Raw genomic sequence first — 25,808 nt, 5'->3', positions numbered from 1 at the left:
AATACCAGAGGCTATTCGAATCAATTTCTAAAATCAACCACTGACATGGAATTGATTGCCCGCAATTGCGGACAGAACGGGGGTTGGCCCGTGGCCCGGCCATGTGGTCTCGGCGGCCTTGAAATGCTCAATTGTGAAAATCCGGCGACCCGCGACTTTATTATTGAACGAATGGTCGGTAAGTTTAGGTGTTGAGGGTCACTAACCATTTTGGCATAAGGAGCACAGATGACCGAGGCATTTCTCGTAGGTGGAGCACGCACGCCGGTAGGCCGTTATGGAGGTGCGCTCAGTGCCGTGCGCCCCGATGACCTGGCAGCGCTGACTATTCGCCGAGTCATTGAAGACGCGGGCATCGATCCGGCCGACGTTGATGAAGTCATCTACGGAAACGCCAACGGCGCGGGCGAAGAGAACCGCAATGTTGCCCGCATGGCTGCGCTGCTGTCCGGCCTGCCCGTGACCGTCCCGGGCATCACGGTCAACCGCCTCTGCGCCTCGGGCATGAGCGCCATTACGATGGCCAGCCATATGATCAAGGCAGGAGCTGCGGACATCGTGATCGCCGGCGGCACCGAATCCATGTCGCGCGCCCCCTGGGTGATGGAAAAGCCATCCAAGGCCTTCGCCAAGCCAGGAGCAACCTTCGACACCTCCATCGGCTGGCGCTTCACCAACCCGCAGTTCCTCTCCGGCGAATACTCGCGTGATGGCAAGGCCACCTTCTCCATGCCGGAGACCGCTGAGGAAGTCGCCCGCGTGTACAACATCTCCCGCGAGGACTGCGACCAGTTCGCCGTGCAGTCCCACGAAAAGGCCATCGCCGCCATTGAAGCTGGCCGCTTCGTCGATGAAATCGTCCCGGTGACCGTCAAGCACCGCAAGGGCGAGAGCATCGTGGACACCGATGAAGGCCCGCGCCCCGGCACCACCATGGACGTGCTGTCCGGACTGCGCCCGGTCGTCAAGGGCGGCAGCGTAGTTACCGCCGGCAACGCCTCCACGCTGAACGACGGCGCCTCGGCCATCCTGGTGGTTTCCGAACGCGCCCTGAAGAAGTACGGGCTGACCCCGCGCGCCCGCATCGTCGATGGCCAGGCCGCCGGCCTGGAGCCGGAAATCATGGGCATGGGCCCAGTTCCAGCCACCCGCAAGGTGCTGGAACGTGCCGGGCTGGGCATCGAGCAGATCGGCGCCATGGAGATCAATGAAGCCTTCGCCAGCCAGTCGCTGGCCAGCATGCGCGAGCTCGGCGTGGATCCGCAGATCGTGAACCGCGACGGGGGAGCCATCGCATTGGGCCATCCGCTGGGATCCAGCGGTTCACGCATTGTGATCACCCTGCTGGGCCGCATGGAACGCGAACTGGTCTCAGCGCAGCGCAAGCTGGCGGTCGCCACCATGTGCGTCGGCGTGGGTCAAGGCTCGGCCATCTTGCTGGAAGGAGCCTAGAGTGGAAAGCCTCGCTAGCGAATTCCAGACCCTCAAGGTCAGCGAAACCGATGATCGACTATGGGTCCGGCTCCACCGGCCCGAGGTGCGCAATGCGATCGACCAGGCGATGGTCGACGAACTGCATGCCGTCTGCGATTACCTGGAAAGGAATCCCAAAATCCTGATCTTAGCCGGCACTGCCAGCCAAGCGCCCAGCGCCGCGAATCCCAAGGGGAGCAAGGGGATTTTTGCTTCCGGTGCCGACATTTCGCAGCTGCGAGAACGCCGCCGCGATGATGCACTCGCCGGGATCAACTCTGGGATCTTCGATCGCGTCGCCAAGCTGCCGATGCCCGTGATCGCCGCCCTTGACGGATTTGCTTTGGGCGGGGGAGCAGAACTGGCCTACGCCGCGGACTTCCGCATAGGCACCGAAGAGCTGCGCATGGGCAATCCCGAAACCAACCTCGGCATCATCGCCGCGGCCGGCGCGACCTGGAGGCTCAAGGAGCTGGTGGGTGAACCGATGGCCAAGGAGATCCTCCTGGCTGGCAAGGTGCTCACCGGCCGGCAGTGCCTGGAAACAGGACTGATCACGGAAATGCATCCGGCCAACGAACTGGATGCGGCGGCTGAGGCGCTGGCTGATCGCATTGCGGCCCAGGATCCCTTGGCTGTGCGGATCACCAAGTCGGTATTCCACGCTCCGCGTGAAGCCCATCCGGTCATCGACACTTTGGCCCAGGGGATGCTGTTCGAATCCCAAGCCAAGTTTGAACGCATGCAGGCATTCCTTGATCGAAAGAAGAAGTAACCATGAGTGCAACCAATGAAATTGTGATGGGCCAGCTGCCTAAGTACAGCGGAGTACTCGGCGGCGGCCGCATGGGCGCGGGAATCGCCCACGCCCTGCTGACCAGCGGCAGCACGGTGGTTGTCGTTGAGCGCGATGAGGCCTCTGCGCAGGCTGCCTATGAGAGGGTCGCCGAGTCCGTCGACAAGTCCATCGCGCGCGGCGTCGTGTGCGAATCCAAAGATGAGCTCATGCAGCGTTTCTCGGTGAGCACGGACTACGAGCAATTCGCCACCGCTCAATTGGTGATCGAGGCAGTTCCGGAAATCTGGGATTTGAAGGTCTCCTCGCTGCAGGCTGTGGAGCAGGTGCTGGACGCCGAGGCCGTGCTGGCCTCGAATACGTCCTCCCTGTCGGTCAGCGGGCTGGCTAAGGAACTGGCTCGGCCCGGCAAGTTCCTCGGGCTTCATTTCTTCAACCCGGTGCCCGCCTCGACGCTCATCGAGGTGGTCATCGGCGAGCAGACTGATAAGAACCTGGTTGATGCATCGCGCAGCTGGGTACAGGCGCTGGGGAAGACCGCCGTGGTGGTCAATGACGCTCCGGGCTTCGCTTCTTCGCGCCTGGGCGTGGCAATCGCCCTGGAAGCCATGCGCATGGTGGAAGAAGGCGTAGCCAGCGCCGAAGACATCGATAATGCCATGGTCCTGGGTTACAAGCACCCGACCGGACCGCTGAAAACCACCGACATTGTCGGCTTGGATGTGCGCCTGGGAATCGCAGAATACCTCCATGAGACCTTGGGTGACCGGTTTGCTCCACCGCAGATCCTCAGGGATATGGTGGCCGAGGGCAAGCTGGGGCGCAAGAGCGGCCAAGGCTTCTACAGCTGGTAGGAAACCCGCCATATAACCTTCAGCGACAATGGCCTCCGCCGGTCAGGAATGACTGGCGGAGGCCATTGTCCCTCTGGATTCTAGAAGAGATGTCCTAGCAGTGAAGCAAAGAGCTCATCTGGATCATGTGACAGTCCCTTGGAATCAAACCACTCGCACAAATTGACGCAGTCGCGGTGCAAGAAGTCCATGCCTTGCGGATTGCCCGCCAAATCCACGCACTGCGGAACATCGATGACCACTAGGCGCTCGCCAGAAACCAGGAGGTTGTAGGCGGACAGGTCGCCATGGGCAATGCCCAATCCAGCGAACTTCTCAAGGGCGTCAGTGAGTTGATCCCATAGTGCGGGAAGCCGTGGATCAAAGCGCGCAAGCTGTTGCAGGCGGGGTGCTGCCGCCAGCGAATTGTCCGGGTCGGCAATGAATTCCATGAGGATTTCGGTGCCGTCAATCTGTACCGGATACGGCACCGAAATGCCGGCTTCGTAACAGCGCAAGAGGTAGGTCCATTCCGCGTTGGCCCACTGCAAAGCGGCGATGTCCCGGCCGTAGGCGGAATTGTTGCTGATGGCTCGATTATCGCGCGAGCGCCGGGCAGACCTGCCATCGCTATAAGCTTGCGAACGGCTGAATTGAAGGTGGTCGCGGGAGCGATAGCGTTTGGCGGCCAGTAAGCTTGAGCGCTCCTGTGTTGCTCGTTCCAACAGGAAGACGTCGCCTTCTTTGCCGGTTTTGAGGATGCCTAATTCGGTGTCTACGGCACCGGCGTCCTCAATCAGCCATAGCGGGTATGGTTGCGGCCCGCGCATGCCCTTTTCGATAAACGGCCAGGTGGAGTAGCGCTGGCCAGCCGGTGGCTCATCCGAGGATGATTCGTTCCATACGGGCTTGTGCCTGCGGAATTTGAGTTTGGTATCTGCGTCAGCGAAGTTGGACGAGGTTACCTGTGAGCTGGTGGTTGGTTCTCCAGCAGGAAAATGCATGGGGATAAGTCCTTAGAAAAAGAGATCAATGACCGGGAACTGCGGTAAGCAATCATCGTTACCCCTCCTTCAATAGACTGATTGGCAGTTGCCAATGAGTAGAACTCTACAACAGAGAATCAATATGTTGCAATGGGTAAATGAGTCAGGGCCTGAACTATCAAAAGCAAGGCGGAGATCTGGAATGGGAAGGATCCGTGAATGCGCGGCATATTTGCGGAGCCTTTTATCGAATGGGTCGCCACGAGTGGCTTAGTGCCCGGGGCTGGCAGCAAATGCACGAGGGCGGAGTCAGCAAGGTCGTGGACCTGCGCAACCCCAACGAGATCCGCCGGCGGGAGCATGACCCCGCCGTACCCCAGGCAGCGTTCTCCGGCATTGAACTGGTGAACCTGCCGCTGGAGACGCCCGGCAATCCGAGGTTCGAATCGATTGCCGTGCCATATATGAATCACACCGCCATGTACAGGTTGGTGTGCGAAGAATTCGGCGACCAACTGCGTGCAGTCTTCGAGAATTTGGCGAACTCCCAAGGGTCAACCGTGATCCACTGTTCGGCAGGCCGCGACCGCTCCGGCTTGATTGCCACCATGCTGCTGGATCTCGCAGGTTCCCGGGATCAGATTCTCGTCCATGATGAGCTGGCGGTGCGGGGTATCAATGAATGGCATCGTGTCTCGCCGCGAAAGCATCCCTACGAGAGCTATCGGGGTGAAGAAGAGCTGCGGGAAATCATTCAAGAAAGAGCCACGGCCCTGTCGGAATTCTGTGCATGGCTTGGTACGGCCCGCTCCTATCTGCTGTCCCAGGGCATGAGCGAGGAGGGTCTCGATCACCTGAGTGATCTCGCACGGAATTCCTGAGTAGCGGGCGGGGTGGAGAATTCTCGCGAACAACAATTTGAGGTGTTCCCGGTCACGCTCTTGCTGATAAGGTTAAGGTTAATACTGACCGACCGTTCAGAAAGGAATTATGTCGATGTCGACAAAACAGATCAGAGTGGTACCCAGCTTTATCGCCGGAGAATGGCGGACCCCGCAGTCCGAGGGCGGAACAGAAGTCCGCGACGCCAACACCGGAGAACTTCTAGCCACTGTCACCAATGACAAGCTGGATGTTGCAGCGGCGGTGGACTATGGCCGTGGCACCGGGCATCAGGAGCTGGCCAAGCTCTCCTTGCATGAGCGCGCACTCAAGCTCAAGGAACTCGCGCTGTATCTGAACGAGCGACGCAAAGACCTTTACGAGATTTCCTTCAAGACCGGGGCCACCAAAATCGATTCCATGGTGGATATCGATGGCGGAATCGGTGTTCTGTTCACATTCTCATCCAAGGGCCGCCGTGAACTTCCCAATAGCAATGTCATCCTGGACGGGCCAACGGAACCGCTGAGCAAGGACGGCTCTTTTGTCGGCACGCATATCTACACCGCAATGAGTGGTGTCGTGGTGCAGGTCAACGCGTTCAACTTCCCGGTATGGGGCATGCTCGAAAAGTTTGCCCCGGCGTTTATCGCTGGTGTTCCCACCATCGTCAAGCCAGCGACTCCAACGGGGTACCTCACCGAGGCAGCCGTGAGGATGATGCTGGAATCAGGCATCCTTCCCGAAGGGTCCCTGCAGCTTCTCTCGGGATCAGCCCGCGACCTGATGGACCACCTCGACTACCGTGACATGTTCGCCTTCACCGGCTCGGCCGCCACGGCCAGCAAGCTGAAGTCCCATCCAAATGTCATCGACGGGGGAGTGCGCTTCGCAGCAGAAACCGACTCCCTGAACGCGGCCATCCTCGGCCCTGATGCAGAGGAGGGAACAGCGGAATTCGAGGCCTTCGTCAAGGTCGTCGTCACCGAGATGACCTCCAAGGCCGGCCAGAAATGCACCGCGATCCGCCGCAATATCGTGCCTTCCCATCTGGTAGAACCGGTCATTGCCGCCATCGGCCAGCGAATCGAGCAGCGGGTTGTCATTGGCGACCCCCGCGTCGAGGGCGTGACCATGGGTGCCTTGGCTTCCCTGGAACAGCTGGCTGATGTGCGTGCTGCAGTGCAGGACATGATTGACGCTGGTGGCGAGCTGGCCTTTGGCCGCCTGGATGCCCCAGCCGTACGCGTGGCGCCAGAACGCGACGCCGTGGCCGAATTCGGTGCCTTCATGTCTCCGGTGGTTCTGCGATGGGCCGATGCCCGCAACCCGCTTGTGCACTCCCGCGAGGCGTTCGGACCGGTCAGCTCCGTCATCGGCTACGACAATCTTGACGAAGCCGTGCGGCTGGCCGCCATGGGTGCAGGGTCGCTGGTAGCCACCGTGTGCAGCAATGACACCGACACCGTGCGTTCACTGGCCCTGGGAATCGCCGCCCACCATGGCCGCGTGCACATCCTGAACCGGGAAACCGCGCGATCAACGACCGGTCACGGTTCACCAGTGCCACACCTGGTCCATGGTGGCCCAGGGCGCGCCGGCGGCGGCGAGGAGCTAGGCGGAATCCGATCAGTGAAGCACCATATGCAGCGCACTGCCGTTCAGGGCTCGCCGAATATGCTCACTGCGCTCAGCGGCGTGTGGCATGCCGGTGCTGAACAGCGCCTGGCCGGATGCGAAAAGTTCGGCGGCCAGGAGCAATACACGCACCCGTTCCGCAAGTCGCTGGCCGAGCTGCAAGTAGGCGATGGCTTCGCCTCTGATCTGCGCGTAGTGAACCTTGAAGAGATCAGCGAATTCGCCAAGAAAACTGGCGACACCTTCTACGCCCACACCGATGCAAAGGCAGCCGAAGCGAACCCGTTCTTCCCGGGAATCGTCGCCCACGGGTACCTGCTCGTGTCGTGGGCTGCCGGCCTCTTCGTAGAGCCAGCGCCGGGGCCAGTGTTAGCCAACTACGGATTGGAATCCCTGCGCTTCATCACCCCGGTGGCTGCCGGAGATTCAATCCGCGTGACCCTGACGGCCAAGAAAATCACGCCGCGAGTCACCGATGAATATGGCGAGGTCGCATGGGATGCGATCTTGCACAACCAGAATGATGAGATTGTCGCGACCTACGATGTCTTGACCTTGGTTGAGAAAGAAAACCTCACCTACGCCAACTTCGAAGGCTAAAACGCAACTTCAGCAAGGGTGGATGCCGTCAACCACGGCATCCACCCTTTTGCGTGCTCGGAGCCAGGACAGCTTTGCCGGATATCTATGAAAGCGTTTCCAATTTTGGCAAGATTTGACGTGGAGTAAAAAAATTTTAGGGCAATTTACGCGGACAGTTTCGCGGGTTTAATGTATTTACAGAAATTTACTTATTGGAGAGAGCTAAGAAAACGCTTACAGTTGTGTCGCAGGTCACGCGTTGATGGGGAACGTGTGGTTGAGCGATCCCGACGCTGTCGCGTCGAGCTATCGCAGCCCGATCATCACAACAAAGGAGTTTTTCTGTGGAACTTTTGCCATCACGCGCCAAATCAACACAACGCCAGCACGGAGCCAGGACGGTGAAGCCGGTGGCAGCACTCGGCGCCTCGCTCGCCCTGCTCGCCGCACCGTTGTTCGCAGCACCCGCCCAAGCCGCCACCCCATCCAACGACGGCAAGGATGTCATCCTCAACCTGTTCCAATGGAACTGGAATTCGGTAGCCCAGGAATGCGAGTCCAGCATCGCCCCAGCAGGATATGGCTACGTCCAGGTCTCGCCTCCAGCTGAGCACCTGCGCGGCACTGCATGGTGGACCTCGTACCAGCCGGTGAGCTACAAGGTGGACTCGAAACTGGGCAACCGCGAGGAATTCTCCGCCATGGTCAAAAGTTGCAACGACGCAGGCGTGAAAGTGATCGCAGACGCCGTGGTCAATCACATGACCGGAGCCGGGCAGACCGGTACTGGAACCGCAGGCTCGGCTTTCTCCGATGGCAACTTCCCAGAGTATTCGGCCCAGGACTTCAACGATTGCCGCACCAACATCACCAACTATGCCGACCGCTGGCAAGTGCAGCACTGCCGCCTCGTGGGCTTGCAGGATCTGAAAACCTCCAGCAGCTACGTCCAGCAAAACATCGCCGACTACCTGGATGATCTCGTTTCGCTCGGCGTCTCCGGCTTCCGCATCGATGCCTCGAAGCACATCCCGGCAACAGACCTGGAAGCTATCAAATCAAAGATGAAGAACTCCGGTGCCTACTGGGTGCACGAAGTCATCGGCGCCTCGGGAGAGCCAATCCAGGAAAGCGAATATTTGGGCAGCGGCGACTCCCACGAATTCGACTACTCGCGACAGCTCAAGCATGATTTCGACGCGCAAATCGCCAACTTGCGCTTCATCGGCGACGGCAAGCTCACCAGTGACCGGGCCGGGGTTTTTGTCACCAACCACGACACCGAACGCAACGGCGAATCCATGAACTACAAGTGGGGCGCCAAGTACCTGCTGGCCAATGTTTTCATGCTGTCCTGGCCCTACGGGTCACCCACCGTGTATTCCGGATTCGCGTTCACCGACAAGGAAGCAGGCGCTCCGGGCGCCAGTGACGCATCGGTACCCAATGCCGACTGCGACTCCTCCGCCTGGACCTGCGAACAGCGGCAAGATGAAATCACCGGAATGGTGGGCTTCAACAACGCCGTCGGCGACGCGGCTGTCAGCAATTGGTGGGACGATGGCGGCAACCAGATCGCATATGGCCGCGGCAATAAGGGCTTCGTAGCCCTCAACAACACCTCGGCGGCAACCACCCGCGAATACACCAGCTCGCTGGCCGGTGGCACCTATTGCGATGTGGTGTCCGGAGACGATTGCTCGAAGACCATCACTGTGGGCGCCGACGGCAAGTTCACCGCGACACTGCCTGCCTACGGTGCCATGGCCCTGCACATCGGTGCCGTATCCGATGGCGGATCAGGAACGCCGGATCCGGTCGAGGACACCACTGATGTCAGCGTCGCGGTCACCGCCCAAACCGTCATGGGGCAGAACATCCGCATCGTCGGCAACCAGCCGGAACTAGGCAGCTGGGATCCGGCCAAGGCGCCACAGCTATCAGGTGCCAGCTACCCGAGCTGGAGCGGAACGGTGGACCTTCCGGCAGGAACGCAGTTCGAATACAAGTACGTCAAGTACGACCAGAGCGGCAATGCCACGTGGGAATCAGGGGCCAACCGCATCGCGACCGTGAATGCGGACGGTTCCCTGAACCTGAACGACAGCTGGCGCAATTAGCCACAAAAAAATGATCCCGCCCCAGTTTACACTGGGGCGGGATCATTCTAGGTTCAGCTACTTTTCGGTTTTGGCATTCAGCTTGTCCAAGGTTGCCTGCTTGGCTTTTTGCAAGGCCAGCTCTTCCTCGTCCAGCTCGACCTGCACCGGCTCGGCAGCCTGGGCAGGAAGGCCGCGCCACAGGAAGAAGCCATACACAGCTCCCAGAGCGATGAATACGAACAGGCCCATCATGCCCAGCATTGGGGAGATCAGGAAGTAGATCACCAGATCGGCAATGGCGGCCAGAGCCAAGACCAGCCAGCCGGTGCGCACGCCGCGAGCGATCATCACGAAAGAGGCGAAGATGGCTGCATCAGCGAAGTAGAGGACCCAGATTTCAGGGGTTGCGCTCATGAAGCCGCCGTTGAAGAGGAACGGGCCGAAGCGCAGGGCAACGAGCAGGATCAAGCCCATGAGCAGGCCGACCGCTGACCAAATGGTTACCGGGGTGCTGGTGACTATGCGGGTGAATTTCCCGTTGAGCTTGAACAGCGAGAAGCGCCACAGGCCGAAGACAGCGATCAACAGCAGCGGCACGGCGTAGAGCAGGCCCATCAGGTCGTACTGCAGCGAGGTGATGACGGGGCCGGTGAAGGCGCCCAGGATCAAGGTCCACCAGCCCAGGTCATTGCGGTGCGCCAGCAGTACTGCAGAAATGAAAACTAGCAGCATGCTTGCCGCAGAGAGCAAGATCTGGACATAGGAACTACTGCTTTCGGCGGTAGCCATGAAAAGGGTTTCTAAGAGGGAATCCACAGCGCTCTTCACTTGGTTGATCGAGAATGACTGGTGCTAAAGCACCCCTTCGATGCTAACGGCGATTTCTGTGAGGAAGACAAGATTACAAGGAGGCATACGCCACATTGCCGCTTGCCCTGTGGCACGCTTAAACGACGCTGGCTCCCACCGATCAGGTGGGAGCCAGCGCAAGATGCAATCCAGCGATTAAGCCGCTGTGGTGTGCAATCCGTTGAAGAGCAATGAAATGGCTTGGTCTTCCAATTCTGGTCCGTTGATCGGACCGTCAGCGCGGTACCAATCCACTACAGAGTTGATCAGGCCGAACAGCAACCTGGCCGTGGCCCGCGGTTCCAAGTCCGCGCGCAGCTTGCCGTCGGATTGGGCTGCGGTGACCAGCTCAGCGAGCTGGCGGTCCATCGCCCGTCGGCGCTGAAGAGCTTGGCGTTCCAGTTCGGTGTTGCCGCGCAAGCGCAGCAGCAGTGTCACGTAGGAACGCTTGGCCAACAGGATCCGGAAGGTAGCGCGCAAGAAGAATTCCAAACGCTCATCGGCGCTGCCCTCATGGGAGCGGACCTCGGCGATCACCGCTTCCAGGGGAATGAGCGCTTCATCCAACGCCAGACGCAGCAGGTCCTCTTTGGAAGGGACGTGGTGGTAAATCGCGGACTTGCTGATACCCAGCCGGTCAGCGAGCTTGCCCATGGAGGTCGCGTCGTAGCCGTATTCGTTGAATGCCTCTACGGCAATGCGCAATACGGTTTCCTGGTCGTACCCGGGGCGGCCACGCTTGGCCGGACGGTTCACAATATCGGTAGTTTCCATGATTTATCGATTATCCCATGTGCTCACTGGGTTAGCTGTTGCGCAGATCAAAGATGCGCTTGAGCTTGCCCATGGAACGCTCCAAGGATTCTGGCTCGACCACGTCGATGGCGCAGGAAGAACCGACGTGGATCTTGATCAGCTTGGCCAGCTCCTTGGCCCCGTTGGCGGCGTCCCCGGATGAGGCATCCATGCGGCGCTCCACCTTCACTGCCAGCTGGTCCATGCGGTCTGGACGGGAAAGGATGAGCTGGAAGTGCGGCGAAAGCGATGGCACCTTCAGGATCAATTCCTCGATCTGGCTTGGGAACAGGTTCACCCCGCGCAGGATGATCATGTCATCGCTGCGTCCGGTGATCCGGCCCATGCGACGGTGACCTGGGCGGGAGGTACCTGGCATCAGGCGGGTCAGATCATGGGTGCGGTAGCGGATGATTGGCAGTGCCTGCTTGGTCAGCGAGGTGAAGACCAGCTCGCCGTGTTCGCCGTCCGGCAGCACCTTGGTCTCGTCGAAGGCGTCAATGATTTCTGGGCGGAAGTGGTCTTCCCAGATGTGGCTGCCGTCCTTGCGTTCGCCGTTCTCGCCAGCCACGCCAGGGCCCATGACTTCGGACAGGCCGTAGATGTCGCAAGCGGTGATGTTGAACATCTCTTCCAGCTCGTGGCGCATTTCCTCGGTCCATGGTTCCGCGCCGAGCACGGCAACCTTCAGCGAGGTGGCACGAGGGTCCAGGCCCTTGCGCTGCATGGCATCGCCAATGGTCAGCAGGTAGGTCGGGGTGCACAAGATAGCATCCGGCTCGAAGTCCTGGATCAGGGAAATCTGCTTATCGGTCTGTCCGCCGGACATCGGAATGACGGTGGCACCGAGGTATTCAGCTGCCGCGTGGGCACCGAGGCCGCCGGTGAACAGGCCGTAGCCGTAGGCGTTGTGCACCTTCCAGCCTGGCTTCACGCCGGCCATGCGCAGGCAGCGGGCACCGAGCTTGGCCCAGTCTTCCAAGTCCTGCTTGGTGTAGCCGACCACGGTCGGCTGCCCGGTGGTGCCAGAGGAGGCATGGATGCGGGCGATCTCATGCTGCGGTACCGCGAACATGCCGAAGGGGTAGTTCTTGCGCAGGTCTTCTTTGTCGGTGAACGGGAACTTGGCCAGATCGGCCAGTTCTTTCAGATCATCCGGGTGCACCCCAGCGGCATCGTACTTCGCCTTGTAGTACGGAACGTTGTTATAAGCATGGTGCAGCGTTTCCTTCAGGCGGGTCAGCTGGATCGCTTCGATCTGCTCGCGGCTCATGGTCTCTTCTGGATCAAGCGGATTCGGAAGGCTGTCGCGGTCGGTGTTCTGAGACATGCTGAAACTTTCGTGTGGAGTGGGCTGGGTGCTTAGCGGCTTTGAGGCTTTGGGACCGTGCGCGAACGTCCGCGGAACTGCGCCACGGTTTCAATTGAGCCGTCGGCCGCTGGCTGGGTCACCGTGATGTCATAGATCCCGCTGCGTCCTTGCTGCGAGACTCGGTTGCCGGTGGCGGTCAGCACTCGTCCGGGTATTGCTGGCTTGAGGAAGTTGACGTCAGCGCCCGAAGCGACCGTGATGGTCTCATCGGAGCCCTCCTGCGGATTGCAGGTCAACGCAAATGCCGTGTCTGCTAAAGCGAAGATCATGCCACCGTGGCCAATACCAAAGCCGTTGAGCATTTCCTGGCGCAGCGTCATCGTGATGACTGCGTGCCCATCGGAGACCTCGACGACTTCGATTCCCATCCACTGGGTCGCGTAGTCATTGTGGAGAATGGCGTGTGGGACCGTATTCTCTACCTGTGTTTCGCTCATCGTCTTCCTTCGCCGAATTATTTACCGAACGATCATTAGGTAATAACATTATGTGAGCTAAGTCAAGTTATGCGACCGTATTGGCGGTACTGTTTCAGCGATGAAGCGCAGCGGATTCAGGCAGTGAATATCCCTTGATGGACGTCAAGGATGAAAGGTTCCTTGATCCGGTTGTAGTCCATGACCAGGCCGTTCTCGCCGTCGCTTGCAGCCAGTGCGCGGGCGGCTTCCCGCTTTACCGCGGCGTATGCCAAACGGTCGGCTTCATGGTGTTTCAGATGCTCGCGGAAAAGCACGAGCCGCAGATACTCGGGGCTTCCTGCACTGAAGACATGGATATTGGCCTCGGGGAGCCGCGAACCGGCAGCGGGCTTGAGCATGCGGTGGCCATACCAGCCAGGTTCACGGTGCCAAAGAAGCATGCCGCTGGATTCCAGCGCCGGAACGTAGGACGCTTCCTGATCCGCGTCGGGGACCAGCAAGACGATGTCGATGATCGGCTTGGCGGGCAGGTCCGGAACGGATGTCGAGCCGGTGTGTTCAATGGCCAACGCGGTGGCCCCCAGGACACTGGCGATTCGATGGTGCAGGCGGTGGAAGTCCCTGGCCCATTGCTTCGATGGCTCGGCAATCTCTATGAGGCCGCGCATCAGCTCTCCACCCACGGCCTCGTATTCCGGATCTTCATCTGGCTGGCCGGTGAGCAGCGGGTAGAAGGGCAAGGTGCACAGGTACCGCCGGGCATCCGGCCAGCGCGGGTCGGCAGAAGACTGCGAAACAACGCAACCCAGCGAGCGGTAAAAACCCACCGCATCCTCTGCAGTGGTGGCCCAAACGTTCTTCTCATGGCAGTCGCGCAGCTCAGCGAGCAGCCTCGAGCCCAGCCCCCGGCCCTGGTGGGATGTTTCCACGGCCAGGTATTCAACGCACACCGCGTATTTGCCGCTGTGCCGGTAGGCGGCCAGTGCCGCAATATCGCCCGCGGCAGTGGCGATGGAAAGCACCTCAAGGCCTTCGCATTCATCGAGCAGCGCTTCGAGCGCCTGCTCGTTGGCAGGTTCGGCGGCCAGCACCAGCAAGCGGCGAATCGCAGGGTCATTGCGGTAGTCGCTGATCTTGATGTGGTGCATGGCCGCCGTTCCTTTGCTACTTAGATTTCGTCGGTGCATCCCAGGGCGTCCAAGGCGAAGGCGTAGTCCCACGCGCGGGCCTTCCAGGACTCGTAACGTCCCGAAGCGCCGCCGTGACCGCCATCCATTTCGGTCTTCAGCACAATCGGGGCCTGTCCGGTACCGACTTCCCGCAGCTTGGCCACCCATTTGGCTGGCTCCACATACAGTACACGGGTGTCATTGAGCGAGGTGACCGCCGCGATCTTCGGGTAATCCTGTGCTGTGACGTTTTCGTAGGGAGTGTAGGACTTCATGTAGTCGTAGACCTCCTTGCTCTCGATCGGGTTGCCCCATTCTTCCCATTCCAGTGCCGAGAGCGGAAGCTCTGGATCCAGGATGGAGGTCAAGGCATCGACGAACGGCACCTGGGCGATGATCGCGGTATACAGCTGCGGAGCCATGTTCGCGACAGCGCCCATCAGCAGTCCGCCGGCCGAACCGCCCAGGGCGGCGATGCGCTGCGGATCGGCCCACCCGGAATCGAGCAGGTACTGTGTGGAATCAATGAAGTCGGTGAAGGTGTTCTTCTTGTGCAGCTTCTTGCCCTGCAGGTACCAGTTGCGGCCCAGCTCGCCGCCGCCGCGCACGTGGGCAATGACAAAGACCACTCCGCGATCCAGCACGCTCAAGCGAGGGATGCCGAAACCAGGATCCATGGAGGCCTCGTAGGAACCGTAGCCGTAGATCAGCACCGGCTGGGGAACCGAGGTATCCAGGTCGGCACGGCGCATGATGGTCAAGGGGATCTTGGCGCCATCGGCCGCGGTGGCCCACTCGCGGGTGGACAGGTACTTGGCAGGATCGAAGTTGTTCACCGGGGTCTGCTTGCGCAGCACCAGCGACTGGTTCTGGAGCCACAGGTCGTATACGCGGGCCGGGGTGAAGTCTGCGGTGTAGCCGATGCGGATCAACGGAGCATCCAGCTCGGCAAAGGTCGCCGAGGCAGTGAACAGCTCATCATCGAAATCCGGTTCAATGGCCGGCTGCTGGGCTTTGGTGCCCAATCCGTCCAAGGCGATCAGCTGCACGCGCTCGCAGGTATCTCGGCGCACCGAGAGCACCACGTGCGAACCGGTCAGCGCGGTGCCTTCGATCTTGACCGTGTCCTCGTGGGCCACCACGGTCTGCCAGTGCGCCGGGTCGGCGTTTTCGCCCAGCTGGTCCAGGGATGCCAGCGACACCATGTTGTTCGGTGCCTGGTGGTCGTGGGTGATCAAGGCCTGGCCGGCGCCCGGCATCAGGTCGATTCCGTGCAGCAGGCGCAAGGAGCGCGGCATCAGCAAGGTCACGGCAGCCGAAGGATCGGCCAGATCCAGCATGCTGGTTTCGGCGTATTCGGAGTTGCCGCTGGAGATCATCAGGGTGTTGCGGTCCGGGCTCAGATCGAAGCCGAGCCACATGCCAGGATCATTTTCCTCGAAAATGATCTTGTCCTGCGTTGGGAGGGTCCCCAGCAGGTGAGCACGAATCTGGTGTGGCCGCCAGGTTTCGTCAACCACCGTGTAGAAGACAGTTGAAGAATCGGGGGAGAAGGCCAGGCCGTAGAACACTCCTTCAATGGTGTCGCTCAGCAGCAGGCCGGTGTCCAGGTCCTTGATGAAAAGGGTGAATCGCTCATCGCCCGCATTATCGACACAGTAGGCAAGCAAGTTGCCTGCTTCATTCAACGCCATGCCGCCGAGCGAGAAGAACGGCTGCCCTTCGGCTAAGGCGTTGCCATCAAGCAGCACCCCTTCGGCAGGCAATGCAGTTTCCGCGTCGATGACCGGGGGAGTCCAGTCGGCAACAAGGTCCCCGGTGTCCGATGCCTTGACGCGGCACTGGATGGTGTAGGGCTTGCCTTCGGCCGAACGGGTGAAGTACCACCAGCCGCGGCGGCGCACTGGAACCGACAAGTCGGTTTCAACGGTGCGTGCCTTGATCTCGCTGAACAAGGCATCGCGCAGCGGCTGCTGGCTAGCGGTGATGGTGTCGGTGTACTCGTTTTCTGCGGTCAGATGCGCGATGACATCCGGGTTGGCTTTCTCCCGCAGCCACTCGTAGTTGTCGATGAAGTCATCGCCGTGGAAGCTGCGGGTGGTGGGCAGCTTTGCGGCACGCGGTGCATTGGCGGTCAACGATTCTGGAGTCATACCCCTATTCAATCCCACTACCGTGCTATGCGGGTGCAGCTATGCTCAGCGCGGACAGAACAGCGGTTTCAAACCGATAACGATGCAAGTGCAGGCGAGTCGCGGGGTACCGGCTAGGCTTTATAAGTCCTAGGCTTGCAGGCAGAACGTATCATCTGCACCTTGGGCCATTCGCCCTTCAGTACGAGAAAGCGATACATCAGTGGAAAAGAAAAGAACAGCTGCCCCCACAGGGCGCCTGGCCCGATGGATAGCCGCGGCTGCCATCGGTTTGATGGCCCTGGTCGTCGGGGCACCCTCGGCCGTGGCCCAAGACAGTGAAAGCGTCGAGGGCCAGACCTACGTCATCGGCACGGATACGACTTTCGCGCCCTTCGAGTTCCGCCAGAACGGCGAACTGACCGGTATCGACATGGATCTTCTGCGCGCCATTGCCGAAGACCAGGGTTTTGAAGTCGAGATCAGGTCCCTGGGCTTCAACGCCGCTTTGGCCGCCCTTTCCTCCAACCAGGTGGATGGCGTGATCGCCGGCATGTCGATTACCGACGAGCGCAAGGAGATCTACGACTTCTCCGAGCCGTACTTCGAGTCCGGCGTGCAGATGGCTGTCGCTGCCGGCAATGACGAGATCACCGGTTACGAGGACTTGGAAGGCAAGACCGTTGTCGCCAAGACCGGCGCCGAGGGCGAAAGCTATGCAAAGTCCATCGCCGAGGAATACGGCTTCGAGGTCAAGTCCTTGGACCAGTCGGCCACCATGTACGAATCGGTCAAGGCCGGTTCTGCAGTTGCCGTCTTCGACGACTACCCGGTGCTGGCCTACGGCATTGCCCAGGGCAATGGCCTGAAGACCGTCACCGACAAGGTCCCGGGCGGTTCCTATGGCTTCGCCGTGAACAAGGGCGAGAACACCGCGCTGCTGGCAGCGTTCAACGACGGCTTGGCCGAGCTGAAGGCCAACGGCCAGTACCAGCAGATCCTGGACTCCTACCTTGCCGACCCGACCGCAGCGGCGCCAAGCAACTTCTTCGACCTGCTGGTCAAGTCCATTCCCGCATTGATGACCGGTCTGTGGCACACCCTGCTGGTGACCGCGATTTCCTTCGCCATTGCCATGGCATTGGGCCTGGTCTTCGGCTTCATGAAGATCTCCGGGAACATCGTGCTGCGCGGCATCGCCACGACCTTCGTGAACATCTTCCGCGGCACCCCGTTGCTGCTCTGGGCCTTCATGTTCTACTTCGGCCTGCCGCAGCTGACCGGCTGGGAGATCAGCGTCTGGACCGCAGGCGTGCTGACGCTGTCGCTGAACGCCGGTGCCTATGTCGCCGAAATCGTTCGCGGCGGTATCCAATCGGTGGATCCAGGGCAGCTTGAAGCATCCCGTTCGCTGGGCCTGGGCTATGGCAAGTCGATGCAGAAGGTCGTGATCCCGCAGGCTTTCAAGATGATGACCCCGTCGCTGATCAACCAGTTGATCATCAGCCTGAAGGACTCCTCGTTGCTGCTGGCTATCGGCTTCACGGAGCTGCTCTACCAGGGCCAGCAGATCTACGCGGCGAACTTCCGTGTCACTGAGACGCTGCTGATCGTGGGCATTATCTACTTCATTGCCATTATGGCGCTGACCAAATTGGCAAATTATGCCGATCGGAGGTTCAACAAGTGAGCACCGTAACCGAGCAAAGCTCCAACGTGAAGATCCAGGTCAAGGACTTGCACAAGTCCTTTGGCTCCAACAATGTCCTCAAGGGCATCGACATGGATGTCCGCGAAGGCGAAGTGGTGTGCGTGATCGGCCCTTCCGGGTCCGGCAAGTCCACCTTGCTGCGTTGCCTGAACAAGCTTGAGGACATTACCTCGGGCAAGGTGGTTGTCGATGGCTTTGATGTCACCGACCCCAAGGTGGACATCAATGAGGTGCGCCGCCATGTAGGCATGGTGTTCCAGCACTTCAACCTGTTCCCGCATATGAGCGTGGCAGAGAACATCATGCTGGCGCCGGTCGAGCTCAAGAAGATGAGCAAGGCGGAAGGCCGGGAGCGCGCACTTGAGCTGCTGGAACGCGTGGGCTTGCGCGAGAAGGCCAACGCCCGTCCCGCCTCGCTCTCTGGCGGCCAGAAGCAGCGTGTGGCCATCGCCCGCGCGCTTGCCATGGCCCCGGGCATCATGCTCTTCGACGAGGCTACCAGCGCTCTTGACCCGGAGATGGTCGGCGAGGTGCTGCAGGTTATCAAGGAGCTGGCCGACACCGGCATGACCATGGTTCTGGTGACCCACGAGATGGGCTTTGCGCGCGAAGTCGCTGACCGCGTGGTCTTCATGGCTGATGGTGTTGTCTGCGAGCAGGGTGCGCCCGAACAGCTGTTCGGCAACCCGCAGCAGGCGCGTACCCAGGACTTCTTGTCCAAGGTTCTCTGAGCCGTACCGCCAAGCCAGCGGAAAACCGTGCTGTCCACGACCAGATGAAACTGGTTGCGGGCAGCACGGTTTTTTCGTGACGAAGCTTACGGGACAAAAACCTTCATATGCTTGAAGGTTCAACTTATTCCCTTGTAGGGTTGGAGCAGTAGCCACACGGGATCTTCCCGTGCCCCAATCCCTAGGAGTTAAAATATGTCCGCTCTGGAAAACAACCCGGGTCTGCAGACCGCTGCGCGTACCCTGCTTCGCTTGGCCTTCGGCTTCCTCTTCCTGGCTCATGGCTGGCAGAAGTACTTCCAGTTCACCATCGAGGGCACCACTGCGGCCTTTGGCCAGATGGGCGTTCCTGCTGCCGGCTTGATTGCTCCAGTGGCGGCAACCCTGGAGATCGCCGGCGGCGCCGCGATCATCCTTGGCCTGCTGACCCGCGTCTTCGCTGGCCTGCTGGGCCTGCAGATGATTGCCGCCCTGTTCATGGTTCATGCCTCAGGTGGCGTGTTCGTGGAAAATGGCGGCTTCGAGCTTGTCCTGGCACTGGCTGCCGGCGCGCTGGCACTGCTCTTGACTGGCCCAGGCCGCATCTCGCTTGATGCGCTGATATTCAAGGGCAAGAACTCGGAAAAGGCGCTGGCTAACGCCTAATCCCCAGCTTCAAGGAAACCCCGGGAATTCTTTCCCGGGGTTTTGTTGTGCCTGGAGGGGGTTGGTGTTGACGTGATCGAGCGCACTCTGACATACTGAACGAACGGTCAGTATGTAATTTGTTTTCGATGAGGTGAACCCATGGCCCCGACCACACCGCAGGAGCCGGGACTGAGTGCCGTCCCGAGCTACGAAGAAGAGCAGTCCCAAGCGCGTTTCGACGCCTTGATCGATCAGGACTCCCGCGTCGAGCCACGCGACTGGATGCCTGAGAAGTACCGCAAGACCCTCAGCCGCCAGATCTCCCAGCACGCGCACTCCGAAATCATCGGCATGCAGCCTGAGGCCAACTGGATCACCCGCGCTCCCTCGCTGAAGCGCAAGTCCATTCTGATGGCCAAGGTGCAGGATGAAGCCGGGCACGGGCTCTACCTCTACTCGGCTGCCGAGACCCTGGGCACCACCCGCGACGAGTACAACGAGCAGCTGCTCTCCGGCAAGGCCAAGTACTCCTCGATCTTCAACTACCCTGCACGCACCTGGGCGGATATGGGTGCTATCGGCTGGCTGGTCGATGGTGCGGCCATCGCCAACCAGGTTCCGCTGTGCCGCGCCTCCTACGGCCCCTACGGCCGTGCGATGGTGCGCGTGTGCAAGGAAGAATCCTTCCACCAGCGCCAGGGCTTCGAAATCCTGCTCTCGCTCTCCCGCGGCACCGAGGCGCAGAAGAAGATGGCCCAGGACGCCATCAACCGCTTCTACGAACCCTCGCTGATGATGTTCGGTCCGCCAGATGACCAGTCGCCGAACTCCCAGCAGTCCATGGCCTGGAAGATCAAGCGTTTCTCCAATGACGAACTGCGCCAGCGCTTCGTTGGCATGATTGCCGAGCAGGTCAAGGTCCTGGGCCTGACCCTGCCGGATCCCCAGCTGCACTTCGATGAAGAAAAGAAGCAGTGGATCCACAAGGATTTGAACTGGGATGAATTCATGGCAGTGATCAAGGGCAACGGCCCGGCCAACGCGCAGCGGCTGGAACGCCGCCGTGAAGCGCACCGCGAAGGTGCCTGGGTCCGAGAAGCAGCCGCAGCATACGCAGCAAAACAAGCACGAAGTGAGGTCGCCTAGCATGAGCCAACAGAGCAATTGGCCCCTGTGGGAAGTATTCGTCCGTTCGTCCCGAGGACTCTCGCACGTCCACGCCGGATCCCTGCATGCACCGGATCAGCAGATGGCACTGCGCAACGCCCGCGATCTGTACACCCGCCGCAATGAAGGCGTCTCGCTATGGGTCGTAAAGTCCTCGGACATCATCAGCTCCGACCCCGGTGAAAAGGATTCCTTCTTCGAATCCCCGCAGGGCAAGGACTACCGCCACGCGACCTATTACAAGGCCAGCGAGGGAGTGAAGCACCTGTGAAGCACGAAGAACTCGACGAAGCGCTCGATAGCTTCGGCGACGCGCTGGCCTCGGCCACCCGCGTCACCCCGGGCAATGCCCTGCGTCCGGAGGACATCGCAGTAGACGGCGTCAAGCCAAGCGAAGAGGTCGCGCGCTACGCGCTGACCCTGGGCGACGATGCCCTGATCCTGGCGCAGCGCATGTCGCACTGGATTTCCCGCGCTCCGGAACTGGAAGAAGATGTTGCCCTGGGCAATATCGCCCTGGATATCCTGGGCCACGCCCGCTCGTTCCTGACCTACGCCGGACTGGCCTGGGGCAAGACCGAAGACGAATTGGCCTACTGGCGCGAGGAAGAAGAATTCACTTCGCTGTGGATTGTCGAACAGCCTAACGGCCACTTCGGCGTGACCATCATCCGCCAGCTGATCGTTTCGATCTTCCAGAACCTGCTCTACAAGCAGCTGGCGCAGTCCAAGGACGAAACCCTGGCCGCCATCTCGGCCAAGGCAGTCAAGGAAGTCGACTACCACCGCGACCACGCCATCCAGTGGACCATCCGCCTGGGCATGGGGACCGAGGAATCAGCGTCCAAGATGCGCCATGCCCTGGAAATCCTCTGGCCGTACGTCGATGAGATGTTCCGCGATGAGGAAGTCCACCAGGACCTTGCGGGCATCGCCGTGCTGCCCTCCACCCTGCGCGGTGCATGGGATGAAGAAATCACTGCGGTACTGGCCGACGCCGGACTGGAGATTCCTGCAACCGGACAGGCCATGGCCTACGGACGCCGCGGCGAGCATTCGGAGCACCTGGGCTACCTGCTGGCAGAGATGCAAGTTCTCGCCCGCAAGCATCCCGGTGCCAGCTGGTAACTACGCAACATTTTTGCCCGAAAAGGGGGAAGCAGTCTTGAGCAAGACGATCGCTGGCGCCAAAGACCTGTTCGCTATCGCCTCCCAGGTGACCGACCCGGAAATTCCGGTGCTATCCATCGCGGACCTGGGAATCCTGCGCGAGGTGGAGATGGCCGAGGACGGAACCGTGCAGGTAGTCATCACCCCGACCTATTCAGGTTGCCCGGCGATGGATGCCATCAATGGCGACCTGTACACCGCTTTCGCAGACGCCGGATATGAAAAGGTGGACGTCAAGCTGGTGCTGAGCCCGGCGTGGTCAACGGACTGGATGACCGCGGAAGGCAAGGCCAAGCTCGAAGAGTACGGGATTGCCCCACCGACCGGCCAGGGCCACGCAGGCCGCGTCACCCTGGGCATGAGCGTGAAATGCCCGCGGTGCCACTCGCTGAACACCCGGGAGTTGGCCCGCTTCGCCTCGACTTCCTGCAAGGCGCTCTACACCTGCAAAGACTGCTTGGAACCCTTCGACTACTTCAAGGTGCTCTCATGACCGAACAAACCACTCCCACCCGACGCCGGGCATCCTTCCATCGGCTCACCGTCTCGAATGTGCGCCGGTTGACCAAGGACTCAATTGAAGTCAGCTTCGCCATCCCTGGCGACTTGAGCGAGGAATACGACTACGTCGCAGGCCAGTACGTGGCGTTGCGCAAGGAAATCCCCAACGCCGAAGGCGAGCTGGTCGAATTGCGCCGTTCGTACTCGATCTGCGCCGCCCCGACGGGCGACGAGATCAAGGTGGCGATCAAGCGCGACCTGGGCGGCCTGTTCTCCACCTGGGCCAACGAGTCCCTGGCCGCAGGGGACCAGATTGATGTGATGAGCCCTGCCGGCGCTTTCATTTCCAAGCACAAGCTCACCCAGATCAATAACCCGTCGACCATCGACACTAAAGCGCAGGACCGTTTCGTGGCCGTCGCCGCCGGCTCGGGCATTACCCCGGTGCTGGCCATTGCCCGCACGATCCTCGAAGCCAATGACCACACCCGCTTCGACTTGATCTACGCGAACAAGGCCGCCATGGACGTCATGTTCCTGGAGGAACTGGCCGACCTGAAGGACCGCTACACATCCCGGCTGGCACTGCACCACGTGCTCAGCCGCGAACAGCGCATTTCCCCATTGCTTTCGGGCCGCATCGACGCCGAGAAGCTCACCACGCTGCTGACCAGCGTGGTCCAGGCACCGAATGTTGACGAGTGGTTCCTCTGCGGCCCATTCGAGCTCGTCCAGTTGGTCCGCGACCAGCTGGCCAGCTTGGAAGTTCCCGCCGAGAAGGTCCGTTTCGAGCTATTCACCACCGGCGAGCCGACGAAGCCGCAAGGGCATATCGGCCGTCCCGTGGTGGCGGACGAGAATGAGGAAAGCTACGAGATCAGCTTCAACCTCGACGGCCTGAAGGGCGAGGTCAAGTCGCCGGTGCGTGCCAACGAAACCGTGCTGAACGCTGCCTTGCGCGTGCGTCCGGATGTGCCGTTCGCTTGCGCTGGCGGCGTGTGCGGCACCTGCCGTGCCAAGGTCACCTGCGGTACGGTCACCATGGCCGAGAACTACGCGCTGGAACCCGACGAAGTCGAAGCCGGCTACGTACTGACCTGCCAGTCGCACCCAACCAGCGAAAAGCTGAGCGTCGACTTCGACGCCTAGAAAGGCCAGGACGAATCCATGATCGAACTGACGATTGAAGATTCCATCGCGCGGGTGGTGCTCAACGCTCCGCAGAAAATGAACTCGCTGGATGAAGCGGCCTTGGCGCAGCTCTCGGAAGCCTATGACAAAGCGGCTGCCGCAGTGGCTGCGGGCACCGTGCGCGCGCTGGTACTGACCGGCGAGGGACGCGGATTCTGCGCAGGTCGCGACATCTCCGGGGTAGATCCCGCGGACGATGACGTGATCGGCTATCTTGACGGCAAGGTCCAGCCGCTGCTGGAGAAGATGTCCAGCTTCCCTGCGCCAACCTTCGCGCTGGTGCAGGGTGCCTGCTTGGGCGTGGGTTTGGGGCTGGCGATCGCTACCGACGTAGTCTACGTCGCGGAAAACGCCAAGATTGGTTCCCCGTTTGCGAACCTTGGCGCGACCCTCGACTCCGGCGGGCACTGGCTGTTCACCGAGCGTCTCGGGGCACACCGCACGCTGGATCTGATTTACACCGCCGAACTGATCTCCGGTGCTGAAGCGGTGCGTTCCGGGCTTTTCTCCCGGGCATTCCCAGCAGAGGAACTGGCAGAGCGCAGCGAAGAAATCATTGCCAAGGTAGCCCAGGGTGCAACTCAGGCATTAGTCGCTTCCAAGCAGCTGGTCAAGGAAATCCGTGACCAGCGTGCGGGACTGTGGGAATCGATGCGTACCGAGAACCGGGCGCAGGCAGCGCTGTGCGACACCGCTGACTACGCCGAAGGTTTCAAGTCCTTCCAGGAGAAGCGCAAGCCGGTGTTCACCGGCCAGAAGTAGTTTCGCAGCAGACACGAGAAGAGCACCTGGAAATGGTATCCAGGTGCTCTTCTCGTATCTTCTGGTGAACTGCTGCCTATCGGGTGTCGGTGTCTTCGAAGATCAGCAGGGTCTGCGTATCCAGGACCGTTGGCAAAGACTGCAATTGCTCGAAGACCACGCGGCGCAGATCCAGATTGTCCTTGGCTCGCACCAGCAGGATCACATCGAAATTGCCTCCGACCAGGCCCACATGATGCACCTCGGGAATGGACGCCAAGTGATCGCGCAGTTCGCGCCAGGAATGCTGGCGGAGTTTCAAGGTCACGTAGGCGCTGGCCTTGAGTCCTGCCTTCACCGGATCAATCACCGCCGTATAACGAGTGATCACCCCGGCATCTTGGAGCTTTGCGATACGGGAGTAGGCGTGGGCACGCGATACATGCACCTTTTGTGCCACGGTGGTGACCGACTGGCGCCCGTCGCTGGTTAGCTCAGCGAGGATCGCATGGTCGACATCATCGAGTTTTAACTCCGCTTCCGCGGCCATTGGTACTCCTTGTTGACGTGTCGGACGTCTCTGTTCCAAACACAATCTATCGAAACTTTTCGTCTACGAGTATAAGGATACCAATCGCAACTTTCCACGATTCCACGCCGGACTGGATACAGAATGCCACGCATACCCATAATTGATTGCAAATGATGTTTAGGTGAAGTGAGTCACAAGCAGTTGTGCTCATGGACCGAGCCAGAACCACGAAAGGTGGGAGAACATGAGCACTGAAGCGCATGCAGATCGCATCTCTGATGTCAGCAAGAAGTTCGGGATTACCCCCGAAGACTACATGCTGCCAGCACGCCACATGATCAACCTGTTGAACCCGGACGGAACCCTGCGCCCAGAGGACCAACAGGGTACTGAACCTGGCCACGAGTACCCGCTGCCAAGCCCGGCCCGGCTGCTGGAAGCCTATGCGGCCCTGGTCACCGGCCGCCGCGTCAACGACCAGAACTCCGCACTGGTCCGCCAGGGCCGCATGGCTGTCTACCCCTCCAGCCACGGGCAGGAAGCCTGCCAAATCGCAGCAGCCCTGTGCCTGGGCGAGAACGACTGGCTTTTCCCAACCTACCGCGACACGGTAGCGGTGCTGACCAAGGGCGTAGCCCCGATGGAAGTCATGACCAGCTTCCGCGGCGAATGGCACTGCGGCTACGACCCGAAGGCGTATAACTGCGCACCGATGTCCACCCCGCTCACGACCCAGCTGCTGCACGCAGTGGGTGTCGCCCACGCTGCCAAGCTGCGCGGCGAAGACACCGTAGTGGTGGCCATGTGCGGCGATGGCGCCACCAGCGAGGGCGACTTCCACGAAGCGCTGAACTTCGCCGCGGTCTTCAACCTTCCGGTGATCTTCTTCGTGCAGAACAACAAGTACGCCATCTCGGTTCCGCTCTCGCAGCAAAGTGCCGCCCCGTCCCTGGCCCACAAGGCTGTTGGCTACGGCATGGCCGGCGAGCGCGTGGATGGCAACGACCTGATGGCCTTGATGGCAATCATGACCCGAGCGGTGCGCATGGCCCGCGAAGGCAACGGCCCGCTGCTGATCGAGGCCCACACTTACCGCATGCAGGCGCACACCAACGCAGATGACGACAAGCGCTACCGCGAGGACTCCGAAGTCCAGGAATGGATCGCCAAGGATCCGGTGACCCGCATGAAGGCGTACCTGGACGATGCCGGGCTCTTGACCGATAGCACCGTCGCCAAGATCACCGCAGACGCCGAGTCGGTCGCCAAGACCTTGCGTGATGGCATGAACCAGGAAGCCAACACCGATCCACGTGAGCTGTTCGAGCACGTGTACTCGGCCAAGACCCCGCAGCTGGCTGAACAGCAAGCCATGCTCGTCGACGAACTAGACCGTGAGGAGGCCTAGG

Annotated in this window: 24 protein-coding genes; 16 read left to right on the top strand and 8 right to left on the bottom strand. The window is 60.5% G+C overall.

Annotation, left to right across the window (positions count from 1 at the left end; all coding sequences use genetic code 11):
- Positions 1-228: 228 nt before the first annotated feature.
- From ACWICV_RS06550 to ACWICV_RS06540, 3 genes are read left to right on the top strand one after another with little or no spacing between them, the layout of a single operon-like run.
- A complete protein-coding gene (locus ACWICV_RS06550) occupies positions 229-1,452 on the top strand; it encodes a thiolase family protein (protein ID WP_402470396.1) in 1,224 nt (407 codons plus the stop codon).
- 1 nt (position 1,453) lies between these two features.
- Entirely contained in the window at positions 1,454-2,248 is a 795-nt protein-coding gene (locus ACWICV_RS06545) for an enoyl-CoA hydratase/isomerase family protein (RefSeq protein ID WP_454090603.1), read from the top strand.
- A gap of 2 nt (positions 2,249-2,250) precedes the next feature.
- Entirely contained in the window at positions 2,251-3,123 is an 873-nt protein-coding gene (locus ACWICV_RS06540) for a 3-hydroxyacyl-CoA dehydrogenase family protein (RefSeq protein WP_013349785.1), read from the top strand.
- An 80-nt stretch (positions 3,124-3,203) separates the two neighbouring features.
- On the opposite strand, the gene ACWICV_RS06535 is transcribed toward ACWICV_RS06540, so the two are convergent.
- On the bottom strand, positions 3,204-4,106 hold the full coding sequence (locus ACWICV_RS06535) for a serine protein kinase RIO (RefSeq protein ID WP_013349784.1): 903 nt from the start codon (positions 4,104-4,106) through the stop codon (positions 3,204-3,206).
- A gap of 140 nt (positions 4,107-4,246) precedes the next feature.
- Between ACWICV_RS06535 and ACWICV_RS06530 the strand changes: the two genes are divergently transcribed.
- The 3 genes from ACWICV_RS06530 to ACWICV_RS06520 all read left to right on the top strand — a co-directional run bounded on the left by ACWICV_RS06530 (position 4,247) and on the right by ACWICV_RS06520 (position 9,310).
- Entirely contained in the window at positions 4,247-4,969 is a 723-nt protein-coding gene (locus tag ACWICV_RS06530; RefSeq protein ID WP_454090604.1) for a tyrosine-protein phosphatase, read from the top strand.
- 115 nt (positions 4,970-5,084) lie between these two features.
- The gene (gene paaZ / locus ACWICV_RS06525) at positions 5,085-7,208 is read left to right on the top strand and encodes a phenylacetic acid degradation bifunctional protein PaaZ (RefSeq protein ID WP_454090605.1); all 2,124 of its coding nucleotides are present in this window, start codon (positions 5,085-5,087) and stop codon (positions 7,206-7,208) included.
- A gap of 326 nt (positions 7,209-7,534) precedes the next feature.
- Positions 7,535-9,310, top strand: a complete 1,776-nt coding sequence (locus ACWICV_RS06520; RefSeq protein ID WP_454090606.1) for a carbohydrate-binding module family 20 domain-containing protein — start codon at positions 7,535-7,537, stop codon at positions 9,308-9,310.
- A 57-nt stretch (positions 9,311-9,367) separates the two neighbouring features.
- On the opposite strand, the gene ACWICV_RS06515 is transcribed toward ACWICV_RS06520, so the two are convergent.
- The 6 genes from ACWICV_RS06515 to ACWICV_RS06490 form a co-directional block, all read right to left on the bottom strand.
- Positions 9,368-10,081 carry a nicotinamide mononucleotide transporter gene (locus ACWICV_RS06515; RefSeq protein ID WP_402470411.1) on the bottom strand — a complete coding sequence of 238 codons (714 nt, stop codon included), beginning with the start codon at positions 10,079-10,081 and terminating at the stop codon, positions 9,368-9,370.
- A gap of 216 nt (positions 10,082-10,297) precedes the next feature.
- Positions 10,298-10,915, bottom strand: coding sequence for a TetR/AcrR family transcriptional regulator (locus ACWICV_RS06510; RefSeq protein ID WP_013349779.1), 618 nt, complete (start codon positions 10,913-10,915; stop codon positions 10,298-10,300).
- Between the two features lie 31 nt (positions 10,916-10,946).
- Complete coding sequence (locus ACWICV_RS06505; RefSeq protein ID WP_441717914.1) at positions 10,947-12,266, bottom strand: AMP-binding protein; 1,320 nt, start codon at positions 12,264-12,266, stop codon at positions 10,947-10,949.
- A gap of 32 nt (positions 12,267-12,298) precedes the next feature.
- The gene (locus ACWICV_RS06500; protein ID WP_402470417.1) at positions 12,299-12,745 is read right to left on the bottom strand and encodes a hotdog fold thioesterase; all 447 of its coding nucleotides are present in this window, start codon (positions 12,743-12,745) and stop codon (positions 12,299-12,301) included.
- Between the two features lie 116 nt (positions 12,746-12,861).
- A complete protein-coding gene (locus ACWICV_RS06495; RefSeq protein WP_402470420.1) occupies positions 12,862-13,875 on the bottom strand; it encodes a GNAT family N-acetyltransferase in 1,014 nt (337 codons plus the stop codon).
- 20 nt (positions 13,876-13,895) lie between these two features.
- On the bottom strand, positions 13,896-16,049 hold the full coding sequence (locus tag ACWICV_RS06490) for a S9 family peptidase (RefSeq protein ID WP_454090607.1): 2,154 nt from the start codon (positions 16,047-16,049) through the stop codon (positions 13,896-13,898).
- A gap of 202 nt (positions 16,050-16,251) precedes the next feature.
- Here ACWICV_RS06490 and ACWICV_RS06485 point away from each other — a divergent pair, with 202 nt between their 5' ends.
- The 9 genes from ACWICV_RS06485 to ACWICV_RS06445 all read left to right on the top strand — a co-directional run bounded on the left by ACWICV_RS06485 (position 16,252) and on the right by ACWICV_RS06445 (position 23,888).
- Positions 16,252-17,718, top strand: a complete 1,467-nt coding sequence (locus ACWICV_RS06485) for an amino acid ABC transporter substrate-binding protein/permease (protein ID WP_454090608.1) — start codon at positions 16,252-16,254, stop codon at positions 17,716-17,718.
- Entirely contained in the window at positions 17,715-18,470 is a 756-nt protein-coding gene (locus ACWICV_RS06480; protein WP_105656927.1) for an amino acid ABC transporter ATP-binding protein, read from the top strand. Before ACWICV_RS06485 ends, ACWICV_RS06480 begins: the two co-directional genes overlap by 4 nt.
- Before the next feature lie 195 nt (positions 18,471-18,665).
- Positions 18,666-19,115: a DoxX family protein gene (locus tag ACWICV_RS06475; protein WP_332489071.1), complete on the top strand. Its 450-nt coding sequence runs from the start codon at positions 18,666-18,668 to the stop codon at positions 19,113-19,115.
- A gap of 141 nt (positions 19,116-19,256) precedes the next feature.
- On the top strand, positions 19,257-20,243 hold the full coding sequence (paaA, locus tag ACWICV_RS06470; protein ID WP_105656925.1) for a 1,2-phenylacetyl-CoA epoxidase subunit PaaA: 987 nt from the start codon (positions 19,257-19,259) through the stop codon (positions 20,241-20,243).
- 1 nt (position 20,244) lies between these two features.
- Complete coding sequence (gene paaB, locus ACWICV_RS06465; RefSeq protein ID WP_105656924.1) at positions 20,245-20,535, top strand: 1,2-phenylacetyl-CoA epoxidase subunit PaaB; 291 nt, start codon at positions 20,245-20,247, stop codon at positions 20,533-20,535.
- On the top strand, positions 20,532-21,392 hold the full coding sequence (gene paaC, locus ACWICV_RS06460; RefSeq protein ID WP_332489070.1) for a 1,2-phenylacetyl-CoA epoxidase subunit PaaC: 861 nt from the start codon (positions 20,532-20,534) through the stop codon (positions 21,390-21,392). Before paaB ends, paaC begins: the two co-directional genes overlap by 4 nt.
- 37 nt (positions 21,393-21,429) lie before the next feature.
- Positions 21,430-21,927 (top strand): 1,2-phenylacetyl-CoA epoxidase subunit PaaD, encoded by a 498-nt coding sequence (gene paaD, locus ACWICV_RS06455; protein ID WP_105657077.1) that lies wholly within the window; start codon positions 21,430-21,432, stop codon positions 21,925-21,927.
- Positions 21,924-23,084 (top strand): 1,2-phenylacetyl-CoA epoxidase subunit PaaE, encoded by a 1,161-nt coding sequence (gene paaE / locus ACWICV_RS06450; RefSeq protein ID WP_332498867.1) that lies wholly within the window; start codon positions 21,924-21,926, stop codon positions 23,082-23,084. The genes paaD and paaE overlap by 4 nt, the downstream gene beginning before the upstream one ends.
- An 18-nt stretch (positions 23,085-23,102) precedes the next feature.
- On the top strand, positions 23,103-23,888 hold the full coding sequence (locus ACWICV_RS06445) for an enoyl-CoA hydratase/isomerase family protein (protein ID WP_454090609.1): 786 nt from the start codon (positions 23,103-23,105) through the stop codon (positions 23,886-23,888).
- A gap of 76 nt (positions 23,889-23,964) precedes the next feature.
- Here ACWICV_RS06445 and ACWICV_RS06440 read toward each other — a convergent pair whose 3' ends face one another.
- Positions 23,965-24,417, bottom strand: coding sequence for an Lrp/AsnC family transcriptional regulator (locus ACWICV_RS06440; protein ID WP_013349765.1), 453 nt, complete (start codon positions 24,415-24,417; stop codon positions 23,965-23,967).
- Positions 24,418-24,643: 226 nt separating this feature from the next.
- On the opposite strand from ACWICV_RS06440, the gene pdhA reads away from it, so the two are divergent.
- Complete coding sequence (pdhA, locus tag ACWICV_RS06435) at positions 24,644-25,807, top strand: pyruvate dehydrogenase (acetyl-transferring) E1 component subunit alpha (protein ID WP_105656919.1); 1,164 nt, start codon at positions 24,644-24,646, stop codon at positions 25,805-25,807.
- Position 25,808: the final 1 nt, after the last annotated feature.

The organism is Glutamicibacter sp. NPDC055354, from assembly GCF_053644955.1.
Note: the sequence above shows the minus strand (reverse complement) of the source record. Positions and strands in the feature narration are given on the sequence as shown.